General features: G+C 72.7%; 10 protein-coding genes and 1 pseudogene. 1 reads left to right on the top strand and 10 read right to left on the bottom strand.

The window, feature by feature from the left end; translation table 11 throughout:
• Positions 1-13: 13 nt before the first annotated feature.
• The 4 genes from ACYVLJ_RS30640 to ACYVLJ_RS30625 form a co-directional block, all read right to left on the bottom strand.
• Complete coding sequence (locus ACYVLJ_RS30640; RefSeq protein WP_460441284.1) at positions 14-3,877, bottom strand: hypothetical protein; 3,864 nt, start codon at positions 3,875-3,877, stop codon at positions 14-16.
• Between the two features lie 11 nt (positions 3,878-3,888).
• Positions 3,889-7,056: a hypothetical protein gene (locus ACYVLJ_RS30635; protein WP_460441283.1), complete on the bottom strand. Its 3,168-nt coding sequence runs from the start codon at positions 7,054-7,056 to the stop codon at positions 3,889-3,891.
• A gap of 118 nt (positions 7,057-7,174) precedes the next feature.
• Positions 7,175-7,987, bottom strand: a complete 813-nt coding sequence (locus ACYVLJ_RS30630; RefSeq protein ID WP_460441282.1) for a siderophore-interacting protein — start codon at positions 7,985-7,987, stop codon at positions 7,175-7,177.
• A complete protein-coding gene (locus ACYVLJ_RS30625) occupies positions 7,984-10,257 on the bottom strand; it encodes an excinuclease ABC subunit UvrA (RefSeq protein WP_460441281.1) in 2,274 nt (757 codons plus the stop codon). The genes ACYVLJ_RS30630 and ACYVLJ_RS30625 overlap by 4 nt, the downstream gene beginning before the upstream one ends.
• A 77-nt stretch (positions 10,258-10,334) precedes the next feature.
• Here ACYVLJ_RS30625 and ACYVLJ_RS30620 point away from each other — a divergent pair, with 77 nt between their 5' ends.
• On the top strand, positions 10,335-11,123 hold the full coding sequence (locus tag ACYVLJ_RS30620; RefSeq protein ID WP_460441280.1) for a TetR/AcrR family transcriptional regulator C-terminal domain-containing protein: 789 nt from the start codon (positions 10,335-10,337) through the stop codon (positions 11,121-11,123).
• On the opposite strand, the gene ACYVLJ_RS30615 is transcribed toward ACYVLJ_RS30620, so the two are convergent.
• The 6 genes and pseudogenes from ACYVLJ_RS30615 to ACYVLJ_RS30590 form a co-directional block, all read right to left on the bottom strand.
• Positions 11,101-11,853: a methyltransferase domain-containing protein gene (locus ACYVLJ_RS30615; RefSeq protein WP_460441460.1), complete on the bottom strand. Its 753-nt coding sequence runs from the start codon at positions 11,851-11,853 to the stop codon at positions 11,101-11,103. The two genes, ACYVLJ_RS30620 and ACYVLJ_RS30615, sit on opposite strands and share 23 nt — an antisense overlap.
• A 39-nt stretch (positions 11,854-11,892) precedes the next feature.
• Positions 11,893-12,045 (bottom strand): annotated as a pseudogene (locus ACYVLJ_RS30610) (putative acetyltransferase); the annotation flags it as partial.
• Positions 12,042-12,272 (bottom strand): thioredoxin domain-containing protein, encoded by a 231-nt coding sequence (locus ACYVLJ_RS30605; RefSeq protein WP_460441279.1) that lies wholly within the window; start codon positions 12,270-12,272, stop codon positions 12,042-12,044. The pseudogene ACYVLJ_RS30610 and the gene ACYVLJ_RS30605, both read right to left, overlap by 4 nt.
• Complete coding sequence (locus ACYVLJ_RS30600; RefSeq protein WP_460441278.1) at positions 12,269-14,377, bottom strand: phage holin family protein; 2,109 nt, start codon at positions 14,375-14,377, stop codon at positions 12,269-12,271. The genes ACYVLJ_RS30605 and ACYVLJ_RS30600 overlap by 4 nt, the downstream gene beginning before the upstream one ends.
• A complete protein-coding gene (locus ACYVLJ_RS30595) occupies positions 14,374-14,955 on the bottom strand; it encodes a DedA family protein (RefSeq protein ID WP_460441277.1) in 582 nt (193 codons plus the stop codon). The genes ACYVLJ_RS30600 and ACYVLJ_RS30595 overlap by 4 nt, the downstream gene beginning before the upstream one ends.
• Positions 14,952-15,743 carry an MBL fold metallo-hydrolase gene (locus ACYVLJ_RS30590; RefSeq protein ID WP_460441276.1) on the bottom strand — a complete coding sequence of 264 codons (792 nt, stop codon included), beginning with the start codon at positions 15,741-15,743 and terminating at the stop codon, positions 14,952-14,954. Before ACYVLJ_RS30590 ends, ACYVLJ_RS30595 begins: the two co-directional genes overlap by 4 nt.
• Between the last annotated feature and the right edge of the window lie 47 nt (positions 15,744-15,790).

The raw sequence follows: 15,790 nt of genomic DNA, 5'->3' as shown, positions 1-15,790 counted from the left end.
CTCCACAGTGGACTCAGAAGGTGAGGGCGTCGGCGTAGGCGAGCCGCGCGCCGCCCTGGCTCGGCTGTTCGGCTTCGGTCAACACCAGGCGGAACGGGCGGCTCCCGCGCGGCGCGGGCAGCGCCACGGTGCCGGTCCAGCCGGTGGCGGACGCCGTCAGCACGACGGGCGCCCCGGTGGCCTGCCAGGCGACGTTCCCGCTCAGCGCCGGGTCGGCCACCTGCAGCTGCGCGCTCAGCTCGGTCGCGGGTGCCGGCATCGGCCCGGTCACCGTGAGCCGCACCGACGTCGGCGACGCGAACACCGCCGTCGCGACCCGGTCCGCCGACAGCTGCGCGAACTGCGCCTGCACCACCGCGGACAGCTCGACGTCGGGCACCGACACCGGCTGGTAGCGGGCCAGCGCCAGCCGGACGAACGGCGTGTACGGCGAAGGCTGCGGAGCCGCGAAGGTGATGTCGCAGAACCAAAGCTTGCGCTCGGCGTCGTAGCCGACGTCGTGCGGCGCGACGGCGACCGGCGACGCCACGCCTTCGACGAGCTTGAGCCCCGAGCGCGGGTGCACGGCCAGCGGGAAGTCGCCGGCCTGCGGCGGCCGGGTGAACGCGGCCGACCGCCACGCCGGGTCCTGCGCCCAGTCGGTCACGTACCGGGCCAGGTCCGCCGGGACCGCCGGGCCGTCGGCCAGCAGCACGCCGAGCTGTTCGCCGTCGCCGGAGGAGAACCACGGCCGGTTCAGGAACACCCGCAGGCCGTTGCCGCGCCGGGTGCTCGTCACCTGCGACGCCGTCGTCTCCGTCGTCCAGCCGAACGTCGGTACGACGTAGGCGATGTCCGGCACGGCCGGCCGCGCGGTGCTCGGGACGTCGATCGTCAGCGCCGCACCCGCCCGCGTGATCGGCGGCGGCACGTAGGCGACCTCGACCGACGCGGGCGCCGGGGCGGCGCGCCACGTGATCGTGCCCTGCCCGTAGTCGACGTCGTAGTCGGTGCCGCGGACGTAGGTCGTCGCGTTCGCCCGGACGACGTCCGACGCGGGCACGATGCCGCCCCTGTCCACGACGACCGCCGACGAGGCCGGCTTGACCGTGGCGCGCTGCAGGAAGTACTCGGCGAACCGGGACGTGCCGATCGGCGTGTACCGCACGCTGCGGTACTTCGTGTCGTGGAACTCGTGCCGCTCGTCGAGCGGGAGCACCGGGCCCGCCGGGTCGTCCGGCTGCGCCACCACGCCGAACGCCGCCGCGGCGCCCGCCCTCGGTGCCGGGGCGGGCAGGGTGACGTCGTCGATCTGCTCGCTCCACGCGGCCTGCAGGTCGATGCGGCTGGTGCTCGGCCGGTCGAACGTGAGCCGGTCGACGATCCGGGCGGACGTTTCGCCGGGCTTGCGCACCGCGACCGGCTTCCCCAGCGTGGGCGGGGTGAGCGGCTGCTTGATCGCGTGGACCAGCGTCAGCGTGCGGAACGGCGTCAGCTGCCAGAGCCGGCCCTGCCGGGCCAGTGCCCGCAGGGAGTCGAGCGTCGTCCCGGCCGGGAGCGTCACCGTGCCCGCGGCGACCGCGTCCGCCAGCCACTTCCACGGCCCGAGCAGGTCGATGTCGGCGTCGGCGAGGACGCTGCTGTAGTTCACTTCGAACGTCCGGCCCTTCGGGACCTGCACGGTCAGCACCCGGAACAGCGGGTCGAACTTCGGCTTTCCGGTGCCCTCGACCATCCGCAGCCGGAACGGCCGGTAGTCCGGCCAGGTCCCCAGCAGCGGCACGGGATCGAAGTCCCCGGTGACGACCTCGCCGTCGGCCGTGCCGGGCAGCCCGGCGAACGCGGCGCCACGGCTGAGCACGTCCGGCAGGTAGGGCAGGGTCAGCTGGTCGGTGTCGTAGTACGGGATGCCGTAGCCGCCGCTGTCGGGCGTGCCGCCCTGGTCGAACGAGCCGGTGTCCTTCTGCTTGATCCGGCCGTACGCGAGCTTGTTCATCACCGGCGGGGTCAGCAGGGTCGCCGGCAGGTCGAACAGGCCGTGCTGCTCGGCCAGCAGCTCCGCGATCCGGACCGGCGCGAGGTGCCGCTGGCAGTCGGCGGTCGCGGCGGTGTCGAAGTTGCTGCGGATCACCAGCCGCTCCGCCGACTCGCCTTCGGTGCGGGGTTTGCGGAACAGCACGTGCGGCGAGACGACCGGCTCGAACCGCGTGTACTTCTGCGGCGCGGTCGCCCCGGCGTCGCCGGGCACGTCGGCGAGGGCCGGGCCGTTGCCCGCGAGGTCGGCCGTCCGCGCGCGGAAGCGGTAGGAGCGGCCGAACCGCAGCCGCGGCAGGCTGCCCGGCACGGCCTTGAACTTCACGGCGAGCGGGAACGCCGGGTCGGGCTCGGTGCCGTCGCCCGCGACGAGCGCGCCGTCGTCCGCGACGGCCTTGCCCGGGCGCGGCGCGACCAGGCTGTAGCCGCTCCACCGGGCCAGGGACTCGTGGAGGAACACCGTCTGCGTCGGGTCGTCCGGCTGGGTCGTGTGCGCGGTCGTGACGACGCCTTCGTCGGCGGCGGTGACCGCGGTGCCGGCCACGGTGTAGGTGCCCTGGCGCCGGCAGAGGCTGTGCCAGCTCTTCGTGACGTCGTCCCAGACGTCGAAGCGCAGCCCGCGGGTCAGGTCCTCAGCGCTCGCCGACGCACCGTTCGCCAGCTTGTCCGCCTGGTCCACCGCGCCCCAGATCCGCTTGGCCCGCCCGGTTTCGGTGATCGAGAAGCCGTTGCTCTGCAACGCGGGTGGCGCGGCGGTGTCCGGCGCGTCGGACGAGGGCCGCCCGACGCCGCCGAACGGGTCGAGCCGCGCGACGCTCTCGCCGAAGCCGAGCAGCTTCACCGCGGCCGAGTCGGGGTCGACCTCGGTGACGTCGAAGTCCGGGCCGCTCAGCTGCAGGAGGCCGTCGGCGAGCAGCGGCGTGCGGGCGTTCGCCGTGAACGTCGTCGCGGTGACCGTGCAGTCGGTCCGCTGGGCGGTCACCTGCGTGCCGGGCCGGACCGGGGTGACCGTCACCCAGGTCGGCCCGCTCGGCAGCGGGTCCGGCAGCGGGATGCGCAGGTCGCGGACCAGGCCGAACTTCCGCAGCAGGGCCGGGTACTGGCCGAGGGAGCCGACGACCGAGTGGAAGTTCGGCGGTTCCGGGACGGCCGCGGCCCGGAACGCGTCGCCCGCGAAGTTCACGACGTGCGGGCGCGCGGCGGCGGGCCGGCCGTGGAAGTGCTCCGAGAGCAGGAAGTCGAGCTGCTGGTCGCTCAGGCCGTGGGAGTCCCGGATCCGGCGCAACGCCGGGTCGTCGCGGTCGATGAACTTGGCGTAGAAGAAGTACAGCGCCAGGTCGCCCGTGACCGCCGCCTTCGTCGACGGCGAGATCCACGTGTCGTGCAGCCGGTACCGGCTCCGCGGCCCGCACCGGTTCCCGCTCACCCGCGCGCCTTGCTGCGGCGCGCCGAGGTAGTCGGTGATCGTCGGGTGCGTGGTCGGGTTGTTCGCCGCCATCAGCGCGTACTGGTCGCGGACGAAGTCGCGCACGTTGCGCACCGGGTAGGACCGGACGAACGTCTTGGCCGGGGGCATCGGCGGCGCGGTCGCCGCCCCGACGGCCGAGGTGCCGGCGAAGAGCCTCTTCCACAGGTCGGACCGCAGGTCCTGCGGCAGCTTCTCGGCACGGGTGACCGCGCCGCCGAGCGAGACGTCGAACTCGACCGCGGCGGCGGGCCAGTCGAGCCAGTCGGGGAACGCGGACAGGGTGTCCGCGCCGGTCAACCGCGGGGACAGGAACGCCGACAGGTAAAGGAAAGTCTTGCCCTGCTCGGTCCGCACGCCGTTGGGCAGGGCGGTGCACAGGATCGTCTGGGTGGCCATCACTCGTCTCCTCAGGCCGCGAACGCGTCGCAGTAGGTGTTCCAGTCGTCCTGGCTCATCTGGTCGCCGAAGGACGGCGGACCGCCGGCGGGCAGCGTGGCCGCGTCGCGGGCGGCGAGCGACGAAGAACCGGGACCGGCGAAGGACTTGTGCACGGTGAGCGTGACCGACTTCGAGAAGAACAGGATGTCGATCTCGACGGTCAGCGACGCCTCGCCTTCGACGAGGTTCTTCCCGCCGCCGCCGGTGTAGCTCAGCGCCAGGTAGAACTCGGCCGAAATGGTGATCAGGCCGAGGACGTTGAGCGAGCCGTTCGCCCGGACGTACCCGGTGAGCGTGATCTCGTCGTGCCCTTCGCCGCCCGAGGGCGGGGCCGGCAGGCGCTCGAGCTTGAAGTAGATCCCGGCCATCACCGAGACCGACCCGCTGGCGACCCCGAGGTTGAACGCGACCGCGCCGCCGAACTCGATCGACGCCTCCACCAGCTCGAAGCCGTCGGTGCCCAGCGCCAGCGCGAAGAACCCGCCACCGCCGAACAGCGACACGGTGAGCGTGAACGGGTGCTCCCGGCTGCAGAACGCGAACCGCGCCCGGGCCGGCGAGCCGTCGAACGGGATGGACAACGCGGCGCTGAACGCAAGGTGCTGCAACGCGAACACGCCGATGCCGACGTCCGGGATGGCGAGGGTGTAGCCCGCCGTGATGCCGGACGGCCGCACGTCGATGCCCAGGCCCTTGCCGGTGCTGACCAGGAACTGCTGCAGGGTGTTGACGAACTTCAGCGGGCCCTCGAAGTCGATCCGGTCCAGCTCGACGTGGATCACCGGCTTCGCGCCGTCGTGCTGCTCGAAGGCGAACCGGCGGAAGGTGAGCTTGATGAACGACAGCTGGTCGTCGTCGCCCTTCACCAGCTCGATCGCGAAGTCGCGCAGGTCGCCCTTGATCGTCGACGTCGTGGTGACGCCGCTCGTGCCGAAGGTGGTGCGGTTCTCCCCGTGCAGGGTCAGTGTCGCGTGCGTGCCGTCGTCGAGGACCGGGTGGAAGACGCCGGCGGTGAGCTTGTCCGGCAGCTTCGGCTGCCAGTCGAGGACGGTCGTGACGGCGGTCGGCGGCAGGTCCCTGCCGTTGGCGTACTCCGGGGTGGTGACGATCTTGGGCGCGTTCTCGATCGGCAGCGCGGGCGGCTTCGGCGCGTCCGGGTCGAACCCGAGGACCTCGGCGAGGCTGAGCCCGCCGAGCAGCTTCGCGGTCGCCGGGAAGAAGGTGCCGGGGTTGAACGACCCGGTTTTCGCGATGTCGCCGATCGCGGCCGCGGGCCCGGACAGCGGGCCGAGCGACCGCGACAGGCCGCGGATGTCGAGGTCCGGCGCGGCGATCCCGCCGAGCTGCGCGACCTGCTGCCCGAACTTCGCCGTCACGGCTTCGACGGAGGGCAGCGGATTCTGGGCGGTGATCGCCTGCACCAGCCGGCCGACGTCGGCGACGGTCGGGCTGACCCGCGCGAACAGCTCGCCCTTCACGGCTTCGAAGGAACCCGTGACGTAGTCCGGGTCGTAGCCGATGGCGGTGGCGAGTTCCCGCCCGCCGGCGAGCGCCTCGACCGCGGGCATCCGGATCTCGGCGGCCAGCATCTGCGGCGCGAACCCGGCCTCGCCGGCCTGCACGCGCAGCTTCACGTTGAGGTGCAGGCGAAGCGCCGGGAACGTGGTGGTGCGCGGGGGATCGGCCGCCAGGCCGGCCGCGGCGGGCACGGGCCCGAAGGCGACCTCCTGCCCGCCCAGCTCGTGGGTGCGGCGCGGGTGGACGGTCTCGAACTGGCTCGGGTCCGCTTGGCCCTGCAACGCGGTCAGCACCGCGGGTTTCGTGGCGTCGTCCTCGTAGACGAACGCGACGTGCGCGACCGAGTCGATCCGGTTGCCGGCCCAGTCGACGGCGACGATCGGCACCGGGACGTCGACGACGTCCGTGCCGAGCTGGTACTGCACCCAGAACGCGTCGGTGCTCCCGATGCGTTCGCGGTTCGCGGCGAGGTTCGGGGTGGTGGTCATCGCGATCTCGACCGACCGGAACGGCAACCCGTTGTCCTCGAAGAACTTCACCGGTTCCCGGATCCGCACGAACTGGCGGCGCAGGAGCCGCGCGGCACCGCCCGCGATGGTGCGCTCGGTCTCGGTGATCAGCGTCGCCTTGTGGCCGTGGGGGAAGAGGAAGCCTCGCTCCTCGATGCGCACGTAGTTGTCGCGACCCAGCGCTGAGCGGTGCCGCCAGCCGGCGAGCGTGCCCTCGGCCCACCTGCCCTCCAGTTCGAGCGACGAGCCCAGTGCCGAGAGCAGGACGAGGTCGCCCCGGACCGCGCCGCGCGTGTTCGACTGCGTGACGATGTCGGTGAGCGTCTGCGGCCGGCTGAGCAGGTCGTCGAACCGCGGGTCGTCCGGGGTGTCGGCGGCGACCGCCCGGATCTCGGCCGGGCCCAGCAACGGGTCCGGGCGGCCGAAGTCGTCACGCGGCGCCAGGCGGGTGTGCCACAGCTCGGTGCGGCCCGCCGACGTCACCGGGTGCGTCACGTGGGCCCACGACGCGTACTGCTCGGGCGTCAGGTGCAGCCAGTCGACCAGCAGCAGGTCGCTGGTCAGCGGGTCCGGCGGCGCCGGAGCGGTCTTCGGCACCACCCGCATCACCCACGCCGGCCAGGCGAGCAGGCCTTCTTCGGTGTAGGGCAGTTCCTTCACCGTCGACGGCACGAGGAACGCGATCCGGCTCGGGCCGGCCGCGCGGGCGGCGATGAAGCCGGGGGCGGGCAGGTTCGCCGGTGGGTTCCCGTTCGGGTCGGAGACGTACGTCGTCTCCTCCATCAGGTGCTGGCTGTCGAAGTGGACGACGATCACCGACTGCGCGCCCGCGTCGACCGGCACCAGCTTCGGCGGCCCCGCGGCGGTCGAGCGGCGCAGGTTGAAGAATTCGAAGCGCAGCTTGAGCATGTCTTCGCGGCGCAGCAGGTCGAGCGTGAGATCCGGCGTCGCGTCGGCGGCGAGGACGGCCTGCGGCGGCGAGTCCCCGGGCAGGTTCGCCAGCAGCAGGGCGGCGCCGCCCGCGGCGAGGATCGTGCGGCGGCCGACGTCGCGCTGCCAGACGGGTCTCGGCGGGACGTCTTCGGTGGCGTGCGGAGCGGGTTCGGGCATGGCTGAGGACCTCCCGGAGCGAACTGAGCTCGATCACGGTCGCTCCGGGGTCCGGCCCCGGCAAGCACCGGGACCGGATACCTCCCCTTCGGGCAGCCTTGTCCGCCCCCGCGGCCGATCAGCCCACCGGTGGTTCGCCCGCTCGGGCGAGCAGTTCGGCGGCGTCGGCCAGGTCCTCGGTGGTCGGCGCGTCGTCCTGGGTCAGCCGGCGGCGCCAGTACCCGGTGAACTCGATCGCCCGCTTCTCGAGCCCGCGTTCGCCGACGAGGTGCCGCCGCAGCGACCGCACCATCCCCGCTTCGCCCGCGAGCCACGCCGACACCGAACCTTCGGGGAACTTCGCCGCTCGGACGGCCGCCAGCAGCTTGACGCCGTGCCCGGCGCCGTCGCGGTGCACCCAGTGGACGGGCAGCGGCCGTTCCTCGGCCGCGTCCGGGACCTCGACGAACGCCACGGCGTTGTCCACTTCGGACAGGATGCCGGCGATGGCGGGCACCGCGGTCTCGTCCCCGGCGAGCACCAGGGTGTCCGCAGTGGACAGTGCGCGGCGGTAGGCGGCGTCCGGGCCGTACCGGCCGAGCACGTCACCCTCCTTCGCGGTCCCGGCCCACGCTGTGGCCGGGCCCGCGGTGCCGTCGTGCAGCACGAACTCGACGTCGATCGTGGCGCGCTCCCGCGAGCGCACGGTGTAGCTGCGCATCACCGGGCGCTCGTCCTCGGGGATCGCGAGGTACGCCTGGTACCAGCGCATGACGTCGTCGTCGGGTTCGGGGAGCCGCACCGGGCGGCCCGGCGGCGGGAACAGGAGCTTGAGCTGCTGGTCGGGCCACGGTTCGAGGTCGGCCAGCCCGTCGCCGGTGAAGGTGACGCGCACGGTGCGCGGTGTCGGCTTGCGCACCGCGGTGACTTCGAGCAGTCCGGTCGGGTTCACGGCTTCCCCAGGTATTCGCGCAGGTGGCGGGCGGTGAGCGTGGACGCGCCGGCCACCAGTTCGGCGGGCGTCCCGGTGAAGACGACCCGGCCGCCGTCGTGGCCGGCGCCGGGGCCGAGGTCGATCAGCCAGTCCGCGTGGGCCATCACGGCCTGGTGGTGCTCGATGACGATGACCGTGTTGCCCGCGTCGACGATCCGGTCGAGCAGCGCGAGCAGCTGGTCGACGTCGGCGAGGTGCAGCCCGGTCGTCGGCTCGTCGAGGATGTAGGTCGAGCCCTTCCCGGCCATCCGGATCGCGAGCTTGAGCCGCTGCCGCTCGCCGCCGGAGAGCGTGGTGAGCGGCTGCCCGAGCGTCAGGTAGCCGAGGCCGACGTCGGCGAGCCGGTCGAGCACCTTCCGCGCGGTGCCGGCCGGGAAGAACTCCCGCGCCTCGGCGACGGACATGCCGAGGACCTCGCTGATGTTCCTGCCGCGCAGTTCGAACGTGAGCACCTTGGGCGTGAACCGCTTGCCCTCGCACTCTTCGCAGGTCGACGCGACACCGGCCATCATCGCCAGGTCCGTGTAGATCACGCCGAGGCCCTTGCACTGCGGGCACGCGCCTTCGGAGTTGGCGCTGAACAGGCTCGCCTTGACGCCGTTGGCCTTGGCGAACGCCGTCCGGATCGGGTCGAGCAGGCCGGTGTAGGTGGCCGGGTTGGACCGCCGGGAGCCGCGGATCGCCGACTGGTCGACCACGACGACGTCCTCGCGGTGCGCGAGCGAGCCGTGGATCAGCGAGCTCTTGCCGGACCCGGCCACGCCGGTCACCACGGTCAGCACGCCGAGCGGGAGGTCGACACTGACGTCACGCAGGTTGTGCAGCTTCGCGCCGGTGATGCTCAGGTGACCCGACGGCGTGCGGACCTCTTGCCGGAGCGTCACGCGGTGGTCGAGGTGGCGGCCGGTGAGCGTGCCGGACGCGCGCAGGCCGTCGAGGTCGCCGGTGTAGCAGAGCCGGCCACCGTCGGCGCCCGCGCCGGGACCGAGGTCGACGACGTGGTCGGCGATCCGGATGGTCTCCGGCTTGTGCTCGACGACCAGGATCGTGTTCCCCTTGTCCCGCAGGCAAAGGAGCAGGTTGTTCATCCGCTCGATGTCGTGCGGGTGCAGCCCGACGGTCGGCTCGTCGAAGACGTACGTGACGTCGGTGAGGCTGGATCCCAGGTGCCGCACCATCTTCACGCGCTGCGCCTCGCCGCCCGAGAGCGTCGCGGATTCGCGGTCCAGCGACAGGTAGCCGAGGCCGATTTCGACGAGCGAGTCGAGCGTGTCGCGCAGGTTGCCCAGCAGCGGCCGGATCGACGGCGCGTCGAGGTTCCGGACGAACTCGGCGAGGTCGCTGATCTGGAGGGCGGCGCAGTCGGCGATGTTCTTGCCGTCGATCTTCGCCGACAGCGCGGCCGGGTTCAGCCGGGCGCCACCGCAGGCGTCGCAGGTCTTGAACGTCGCGGCCTGCTCGATGAACGCGCGCAGCCGCGGTTGCAGCGACTCGGTGTCCTTCTGCAGGTAGAGCCGGCGGACCTTCACCGCGAGCCCCTCGTAGGTGACGGTGGTCTTGCCGACCTTCACCTTGCACGGGCCCTTGTGCAGCAGGTCGTCGAGCTGCGCGGGCGTGAAGTCGCGGATCCTGGTGTCGGGGTCGAAGAAGCCGCAGGAGAGGTAGGTCTGCACGTACCAGTTGTCCGGCGTGAAGCCGGGGACGAGGATCGCGCCGTCGTGCAGGGACTTGTCGAAGTCGAGCAGGGCGTGGACGTCGAGGTCGGACACCCGGCCGAGGCCCTCGCAGGCCGGGCACATGCCCTCGGGCAGGTTGAAGCTGAACGCGCCGGACGTGCCGACGTGCGGCTCGCCCAGGCGCGAGAAAGCGATCCGCAGCATCGCGTAGGCGTCGGTCGCGGTGCCGACCGTCGAGCGCGAGTTGGCGCCCATCCGCTCCTGGTCGACGACGATGGCCGCGCTCAGGTTCTCGAGCAGGTCGACGTCCGGGCGCGACAGGCTCGGCATGAACGACTGGAGGAAGGCGCTGTAGGTCTCGTTGATCAGCCGCTGGGACTCGGCCGCGATGGTGCCGAAGACCAGGGACGACTTGCCGGAGCCGGACACGCCCGTGAACACCGTGAGCCGGCGCTTCGGGATGTCCAGGTCGATGCCGGCGAGGTTGTTCTCCCGGGCTCCCCGGACCTCGATCACGTCGTGGGTGTCGGCGGCCCGCCTGGGTGAGGTCATACCGTCCTTCTTTGATACTTTAGGCCGTATAGTGATTCTCGATCGTACATTACTTTATGGTGTAAGGAGTCGGCAAGGTGGTCGTCTTCGCGGGTCAGGGCGACGCCCGGCGGTCCATGGAACTGCTGTGGGGGCCGCGCGTGGTCGCGCCGCGCACGGGCCCCGGGCCCAAACCGGGCCTGTCGGTGGAGGCGATCGTCGCGGCGGCGATCGAGATCGCGGACGCCGACGGCATGGCGGCGCTGTCGATGCGCTCGGTCGGTGAGCGCCTGGGCCGGACGGCGATGGCTTTGTACACCTACGTGCCGGGCAAGACCGAGCTGGTCGACCTGATGTACGACCGGACGCTGGGGGAGCTGCCGTCGACGTTCGCGTCTTCCGACGGCTGGCGGGCCGCCGCGTCGGCGCTGGCCGACGCGCTGTGGGACCTGCACCTGCGGCACCCGTGGCTCCTGCAGGTCTCGCCGGCGCGCCCGGTGCTCGGGCCGGGGGAGTTCCACGTCCAGGAGACGCTGCTGTCGGTCCTGGCGACGACCGGCTTGCCCCTGGCGCGGGTCCGGTGGGTGGTGTCGGCGCTGTTCAACATCGTCCGCGGCTCGGTCCAGACGGCGGCGGAGTCCCGCCAGGCGGCCCGCGAGACGGGACTGTCCGAAGAGGACTGGTGGTACGCGCGGTCGGCCCTGCTGGGCGAGCTGGCCCCGGACCTGGCGGCCCGGTTTCCCACGGTGGCGCGGCTGAGCGCACCGGTGGAGGCCTCGGACGAGCCCTACCTGGAGCGGGAGGCCCGGCAGTCGTTCGAGGCGGGGCTGGAGCTGCTGCTGGACGGCGTCGAAGCGGCGATCGTCAAGGCTTCCGGGCTTCGATGAGGAACCTCGTCGTGTGGGCGACGAACGGGCCGTCGCGCTCGATCCTCTCGTGCAGCTCGCGCAGCCGGCCGCGGTACTGGGCCACGGTGAACCCCGGGACCATCCAGATCACCTTGCGCAGGAAGTAGACCACGGCACCGACGTCGAAGAACTCGGTGCGCAGGGACTCCGACCGCAGATCGGTGACTTCGAGGCCCGCCGCTTCGGCCGCCGCCACGGCCCGGTCGGGGTGGCGGCTGTTGCGGGTTTCCGGCTCCTGCGGGCCGAGGAAGAACTCGACCAGCTCGAACACGCTCGCCGGGCCGACCTGCTGCGAGAAGTAGCTCCCGCCGGGCCGCAGGACGCGGGCGATCTCGGCCCACGCCGTCGTCACGGGGTGGCGGCTGGAGACGAGGTCGAACACGTCGTCGCCGAAGGGGACGCCCTCGGTGGCCACGACGACCACCCCGCGCGACCGCAGCCGCGCGCTCGCCTTGGCGACGTTCGGCGGCCACGACTCGGTGGCGGCCATGAGCGGCGGCAGCGACGGGCAGCCGTCGAGCACCTCGCCGCCGCCGGTCTCCAGGTCGAGGGCCGCCTCGGCCGTGGCGAGACGCTCGCCGAGCAGCCGCTGGTAACCCCAGGACGGACGGGCTTCGGTGGCGCGGCCGTCGAGCCAGGAGAAGTCCCAGCCGTCGACGGACACCGCGTCGGCTTCGGCCACGAGCGCGTCGAACCGCGACGCCCGCACCGGCGGTGGCGGCACGGGCTTGGCGAGGGCGACGCGGTCGAACGCCACGACGACCGGCCCGCGCCGGGTGTCCACGGTGCAGGTGGTTTCGTCGCGGGCCACGAGGTTCCCGAGCGCGTCGGTGAACCCGCCCTCGACCCGGTAGCGGACGACGACCCGCGTGCCGAGCGGCAGTTCGCGCAACAGCTTCACAGGCGCTCGCTCAGCTCGTCGTCCGACGGCTCGACCAGGACCGTGCCGTCGGCGAACACGATCGTCGGGATCCGGCGCTCGCCGTCTTGCAGCTCGCGCACCCGCGCTTCGGCGGCCGCGTCGGCTTCGACGTCCACATAGGAGTATTCGACGCCCTCGCGGTCGAGCAGCGCGCGGCTGCGCTTCACGTCCGGGCACCAGGAAGCGCCGTACACCGTCAAACTCACGAAACAACCTCCGAAACAGCGTCGGGAACGGGCGAAGGGTGGCCCAGCTCGGTCAGCCAGCCGCGGAACACCCGGTGCAGTGCCTCCGCCCCGACGACCTCGCCGGGGACCGTGAACTCCCGCGGGTGCACCACGAAACCGCGTTGCTGCGGCCCGCCCAGGCCGCCGTGGGAACCCACGTGCGTCTCGAACGGGGACGCCTGGTCGGAATCCGGGTCGTAGCGGCTGTTGATCATCACGTCCGCGCAGTGCGGGAACGTGTCGACCCGCCGGACCAGGTCCGCCGCGTGCGGACCGTACGGCAGCAGCGGGTCTTCGCCGATCACCACGCCGGTCGCCAGCCGGTGCAGGCCGTCGCGGCCCAGGACCACCGGGCCGAACTCGCGGCTGCGGACCAGCAGGAACCCGACGCCGTCGTGGTCGACCAGCGACGGCAGCAGGTCCGGGAACTCGCGCTCGATCGTCTCCAGCTCGACGCGGCCCTCGTGCTCGGTGAACGACACCATCGCGACGTGCCCGGACACGACCACCACCACGCCGGGCGCCACGCGCGTGACCGCGCCGGGGGAGCCGGACGTCGTGCGCGGCCGGTCTTCGGCGCACTCCGCGTCCTCCACCCGGGCACGCAGCCGGCGCGCGATCAGGCCGCCGCCCTTCGTCGCCTCCGCCAGTGCCGCGTTGATCTGCCAGCTCTCGGCTTGGCGGCGCTTGCCCGACGGTGCCGACGGCGAACCGCCGCACAGCCGTCCGACGTACGCCTCGATCGTCTCGCCGAACCGCTGCGAAAACGCTTGCCCCTGCGTCTGGCCGTGGTCCGAGAGCACGACGAGGTGGTAGCGGCGCGGGGCGAGCCGCGAAGCCCGGTGCAGCCGCGCGATCTGCTGGTCGATCGAGCGCAGCACCGACAGCGTGTCGAACCGTTCGATGCCCGAGTGGTGCGCGACCTCGTCGTAGCCGAGGAAGTCCGCGTACACCACAGGCCGCCCGGCGAGCATGTCGCCGAGGAGCGCCGAGACGACGACGTCGCGCGCGATCACGGTCGTGCCCGGGCGGGCCAGCGGGTACCAGCCGCCGCGCGGCACCCGCGGCACCACGCCGGCGCGGCGCTGGCGCACCGACGCACTGATCTCGCGGAAGACGTCGACCAGCGCGACGACCAGCGTGCGCAGCGCGTTGACCGGGTTCGCGAAGTACGCGTAGTAGCCCGCGCCGATCCGGTCGCGGTTGCGGTGGCGCAGGCCCTTCGGCACCAGCACCGGGATCGAGCTCATCGTGAGGCTGACGTGTGCGGCGTCGCCGGAGAAGAGGTTGCCGCGGCTCGCGCCGTCGCCGGAGAGGAGGCCGCGCCCGTCGGAGTGCCGCCGTTCGATCTCGGCCGCGTCGGTCGGGTGCGCGCACGCCATGACGTGGTCGCGGTCCTTTTCGTACCAGCGGAACCCGAGGATGTCCTGGTTGGAGCCGTGCAGGATGCCGCAGACGCTCGCCCCGGTCTGCGAGCTCCAGTCGGTGTGCCAGCGCGTCAGCGTGTGGCTGCCTTCGGCGAGCCAGGCGGCGAACGTCGGCATGTCGCCGTCGCGGACCGCGCGGCGCGCCGTGTCGTAGCCGAGGCCGTCGATCTGCAGGAACAGCACGCCGGGCGGCAGTTCGCCCTGGCCGGGCGCGGGGGCGTGGCGACGGCGGCGCCGGTTGGCGCGGCGGAAGAAGATCTCGTCCTCGTCGACGGCCAGGGCCGTCGAGATGAGCGCGCCGACCCCCGCCATCGCGACGGTGACGATCACCGCGGTCCGGAACCCGACCAGTTCGACGCCGGGGATCGTGCGGAACACGGCGAGGGTGCCCGCGCCGAGCAGCAGGAACCCGAAGAGGCCGAAGGTGAAGAAGGCCAGCGGGTAGGCGATCCGCATGACGAGCGGCCAGACCACGCCGACGAGCAGGCCGAGCACGAGCGCGCACACCGTCGGCTGCCACCAGTGCGTCATCCGGAAACCGGGCAGCAGCACGTCGAGCAGCCGCAACGCGCCCGTCACGGCGGCCCACACCAGCAGGATGCGGGCGACAGCCCGGCCGCCGCGCAGCAGCCGGCCCTTCGGCGCGGACGTCGTCACACTCGCTCCTTCGCCTTGCGTCGCCACTTCGCGATCAGGTTCGCCAGCACGGTGACCAGCAGGACCAGCACCGTCGCCAGGACCGTCGCGATGACCGGTGAGTCGAAGATGCCGCCGCTGACGATCCCGAGCAGGGCGTACGCGGTCGCCCAGAGCACGCACGCGCCGAGGGCGGCGGGCAGCAGGCGCCGCCACGGGTAGCTCAGCGCCGCGGCCGCCAGCAGGACCGGGATCCGGCCGGCCGGGACGAGCCGGCCGATGACGACGAGCTGCCAGCCGCGGCGGGCGAACTGGGCACGGGCCATTTCCAGCCGTTCGGCGGGCTGGCGGCGGCTGATCCAGCGGAACGCGGCTTCGCTGCCCAGGCGCGGAATCCCGAACGTCACGACGTCGCCGAGGTACGCGCCGAGCGTGGCCAGCACGATGACCAGCGGCAGGGACAGGTGGTCGGTGGTCGTCGCGACGGCGGCCGCGGCGCCGACGACCGCCCCGGTGGGCACGATCGGGATGATCGAGCCGAGCAGCACGCCGCCGAACAGGGCCGGGTACCCGATGGCGGCCGGGTCGGTCCAGCTCACGCCCGGTCCGTCGGCGCGGGGAGCACGACTTCGGCGCCGGGCTCGGTGAACAGGACCTCGGTGGCGATGGCCGAGTTGCGCACTTCGGCGGCGAACACCCGCGGCGGGTCGGCGAGCAGCCGCCGCATCCGCGCGGTGCGCCTCAGGCCGGGCACCGCGAGGGTGCCCCAGTGCACGGGGACCGCGGCCCGCGCCTGGACGCGTCGCGCGGCTTCCGCGGCGCGCGCCGGATCGAGGTGGCCCGGCCCGAGGTTCGGCCCCCAGCCCCAGACGGGCAGGAGCGCGACGTCGACCGGCCCGAAGTCCGCCATCCCGTCGAAGAGGTCGGTGTCGCCGGCGTTGTAGACCTTCTTGCCGTCGCTCTCGATGAGGTGCCCGATCGCCGGGCTCTGCGGGCCGTGCGTGAGGCGCGGGCCCCACCGGTGTCCGGAGTGGACGGCCCGGGTGGCGGTGACGGTGAGGCCGCCCTCGTCGAGCGTCTCCCCGGGCGCGATCTCTTCGGTCCGGGGGAACCCCTTCTTGGCGAGCCAGGCCCCGGCACCGCGCGGGACGACGACGCGGGTCCGCTTCCCCAGCAGCTTCAGCGACGGCAGGTGCAGGTGGTCGCCGTGCAGGTGCGAGACGAGCACGAGGTCGACGTCGGCGTAGGTCTCGGGCGGCGGTGGCGGCACGACCCGGGTGAGCCCGCCGACACGCGCGGTGAGCACGGGATCGGTCAGGACGACGTGGCCACCGAGTTCCAACCGGACGGTCGAATGGCCGAGGAAACGCAGGTTGAAGCCGCTCACGGTGTCGAGTATCGCCCTCCCGCCGGCCGCACGCCCCTCGGAGTGGC

This window comes from Amycolatopsis stemonae (genome assembly GCF_054781455.1).
Note: the sequence above shows the minus strand (reverse complement) of the source record. Positions and strands in the feature narration are given on the sequence as shown.

What these genes read in the sequence shown, in the direction of transcription:
- ACYVLJ_RS30625 (WP_460441281.1), bottom strand. Translation starts at nt 10,257, where the DNA reads ATGACCTCACCCAGGCGGGCCGCCGACACCCACGACGTGATCGAGGTC.
- ACYVLJ_RS30635 (WP_460441283.1), bottom strand. Translation starts at nt 7,056, where the DNA reads ATGCCCGAACCCGCTCCGCACGCCACCGAAGACGTCCCGCCGAGACCC.
- ACYVLJ_RS30640 (WP_460441284.1), bottom strand. Translation starts at nt 3,877, where the DNA reads ATGGCCACCCAGACGATCCTGTGCACCGCCCTGCCCAACGGCGTGCGG.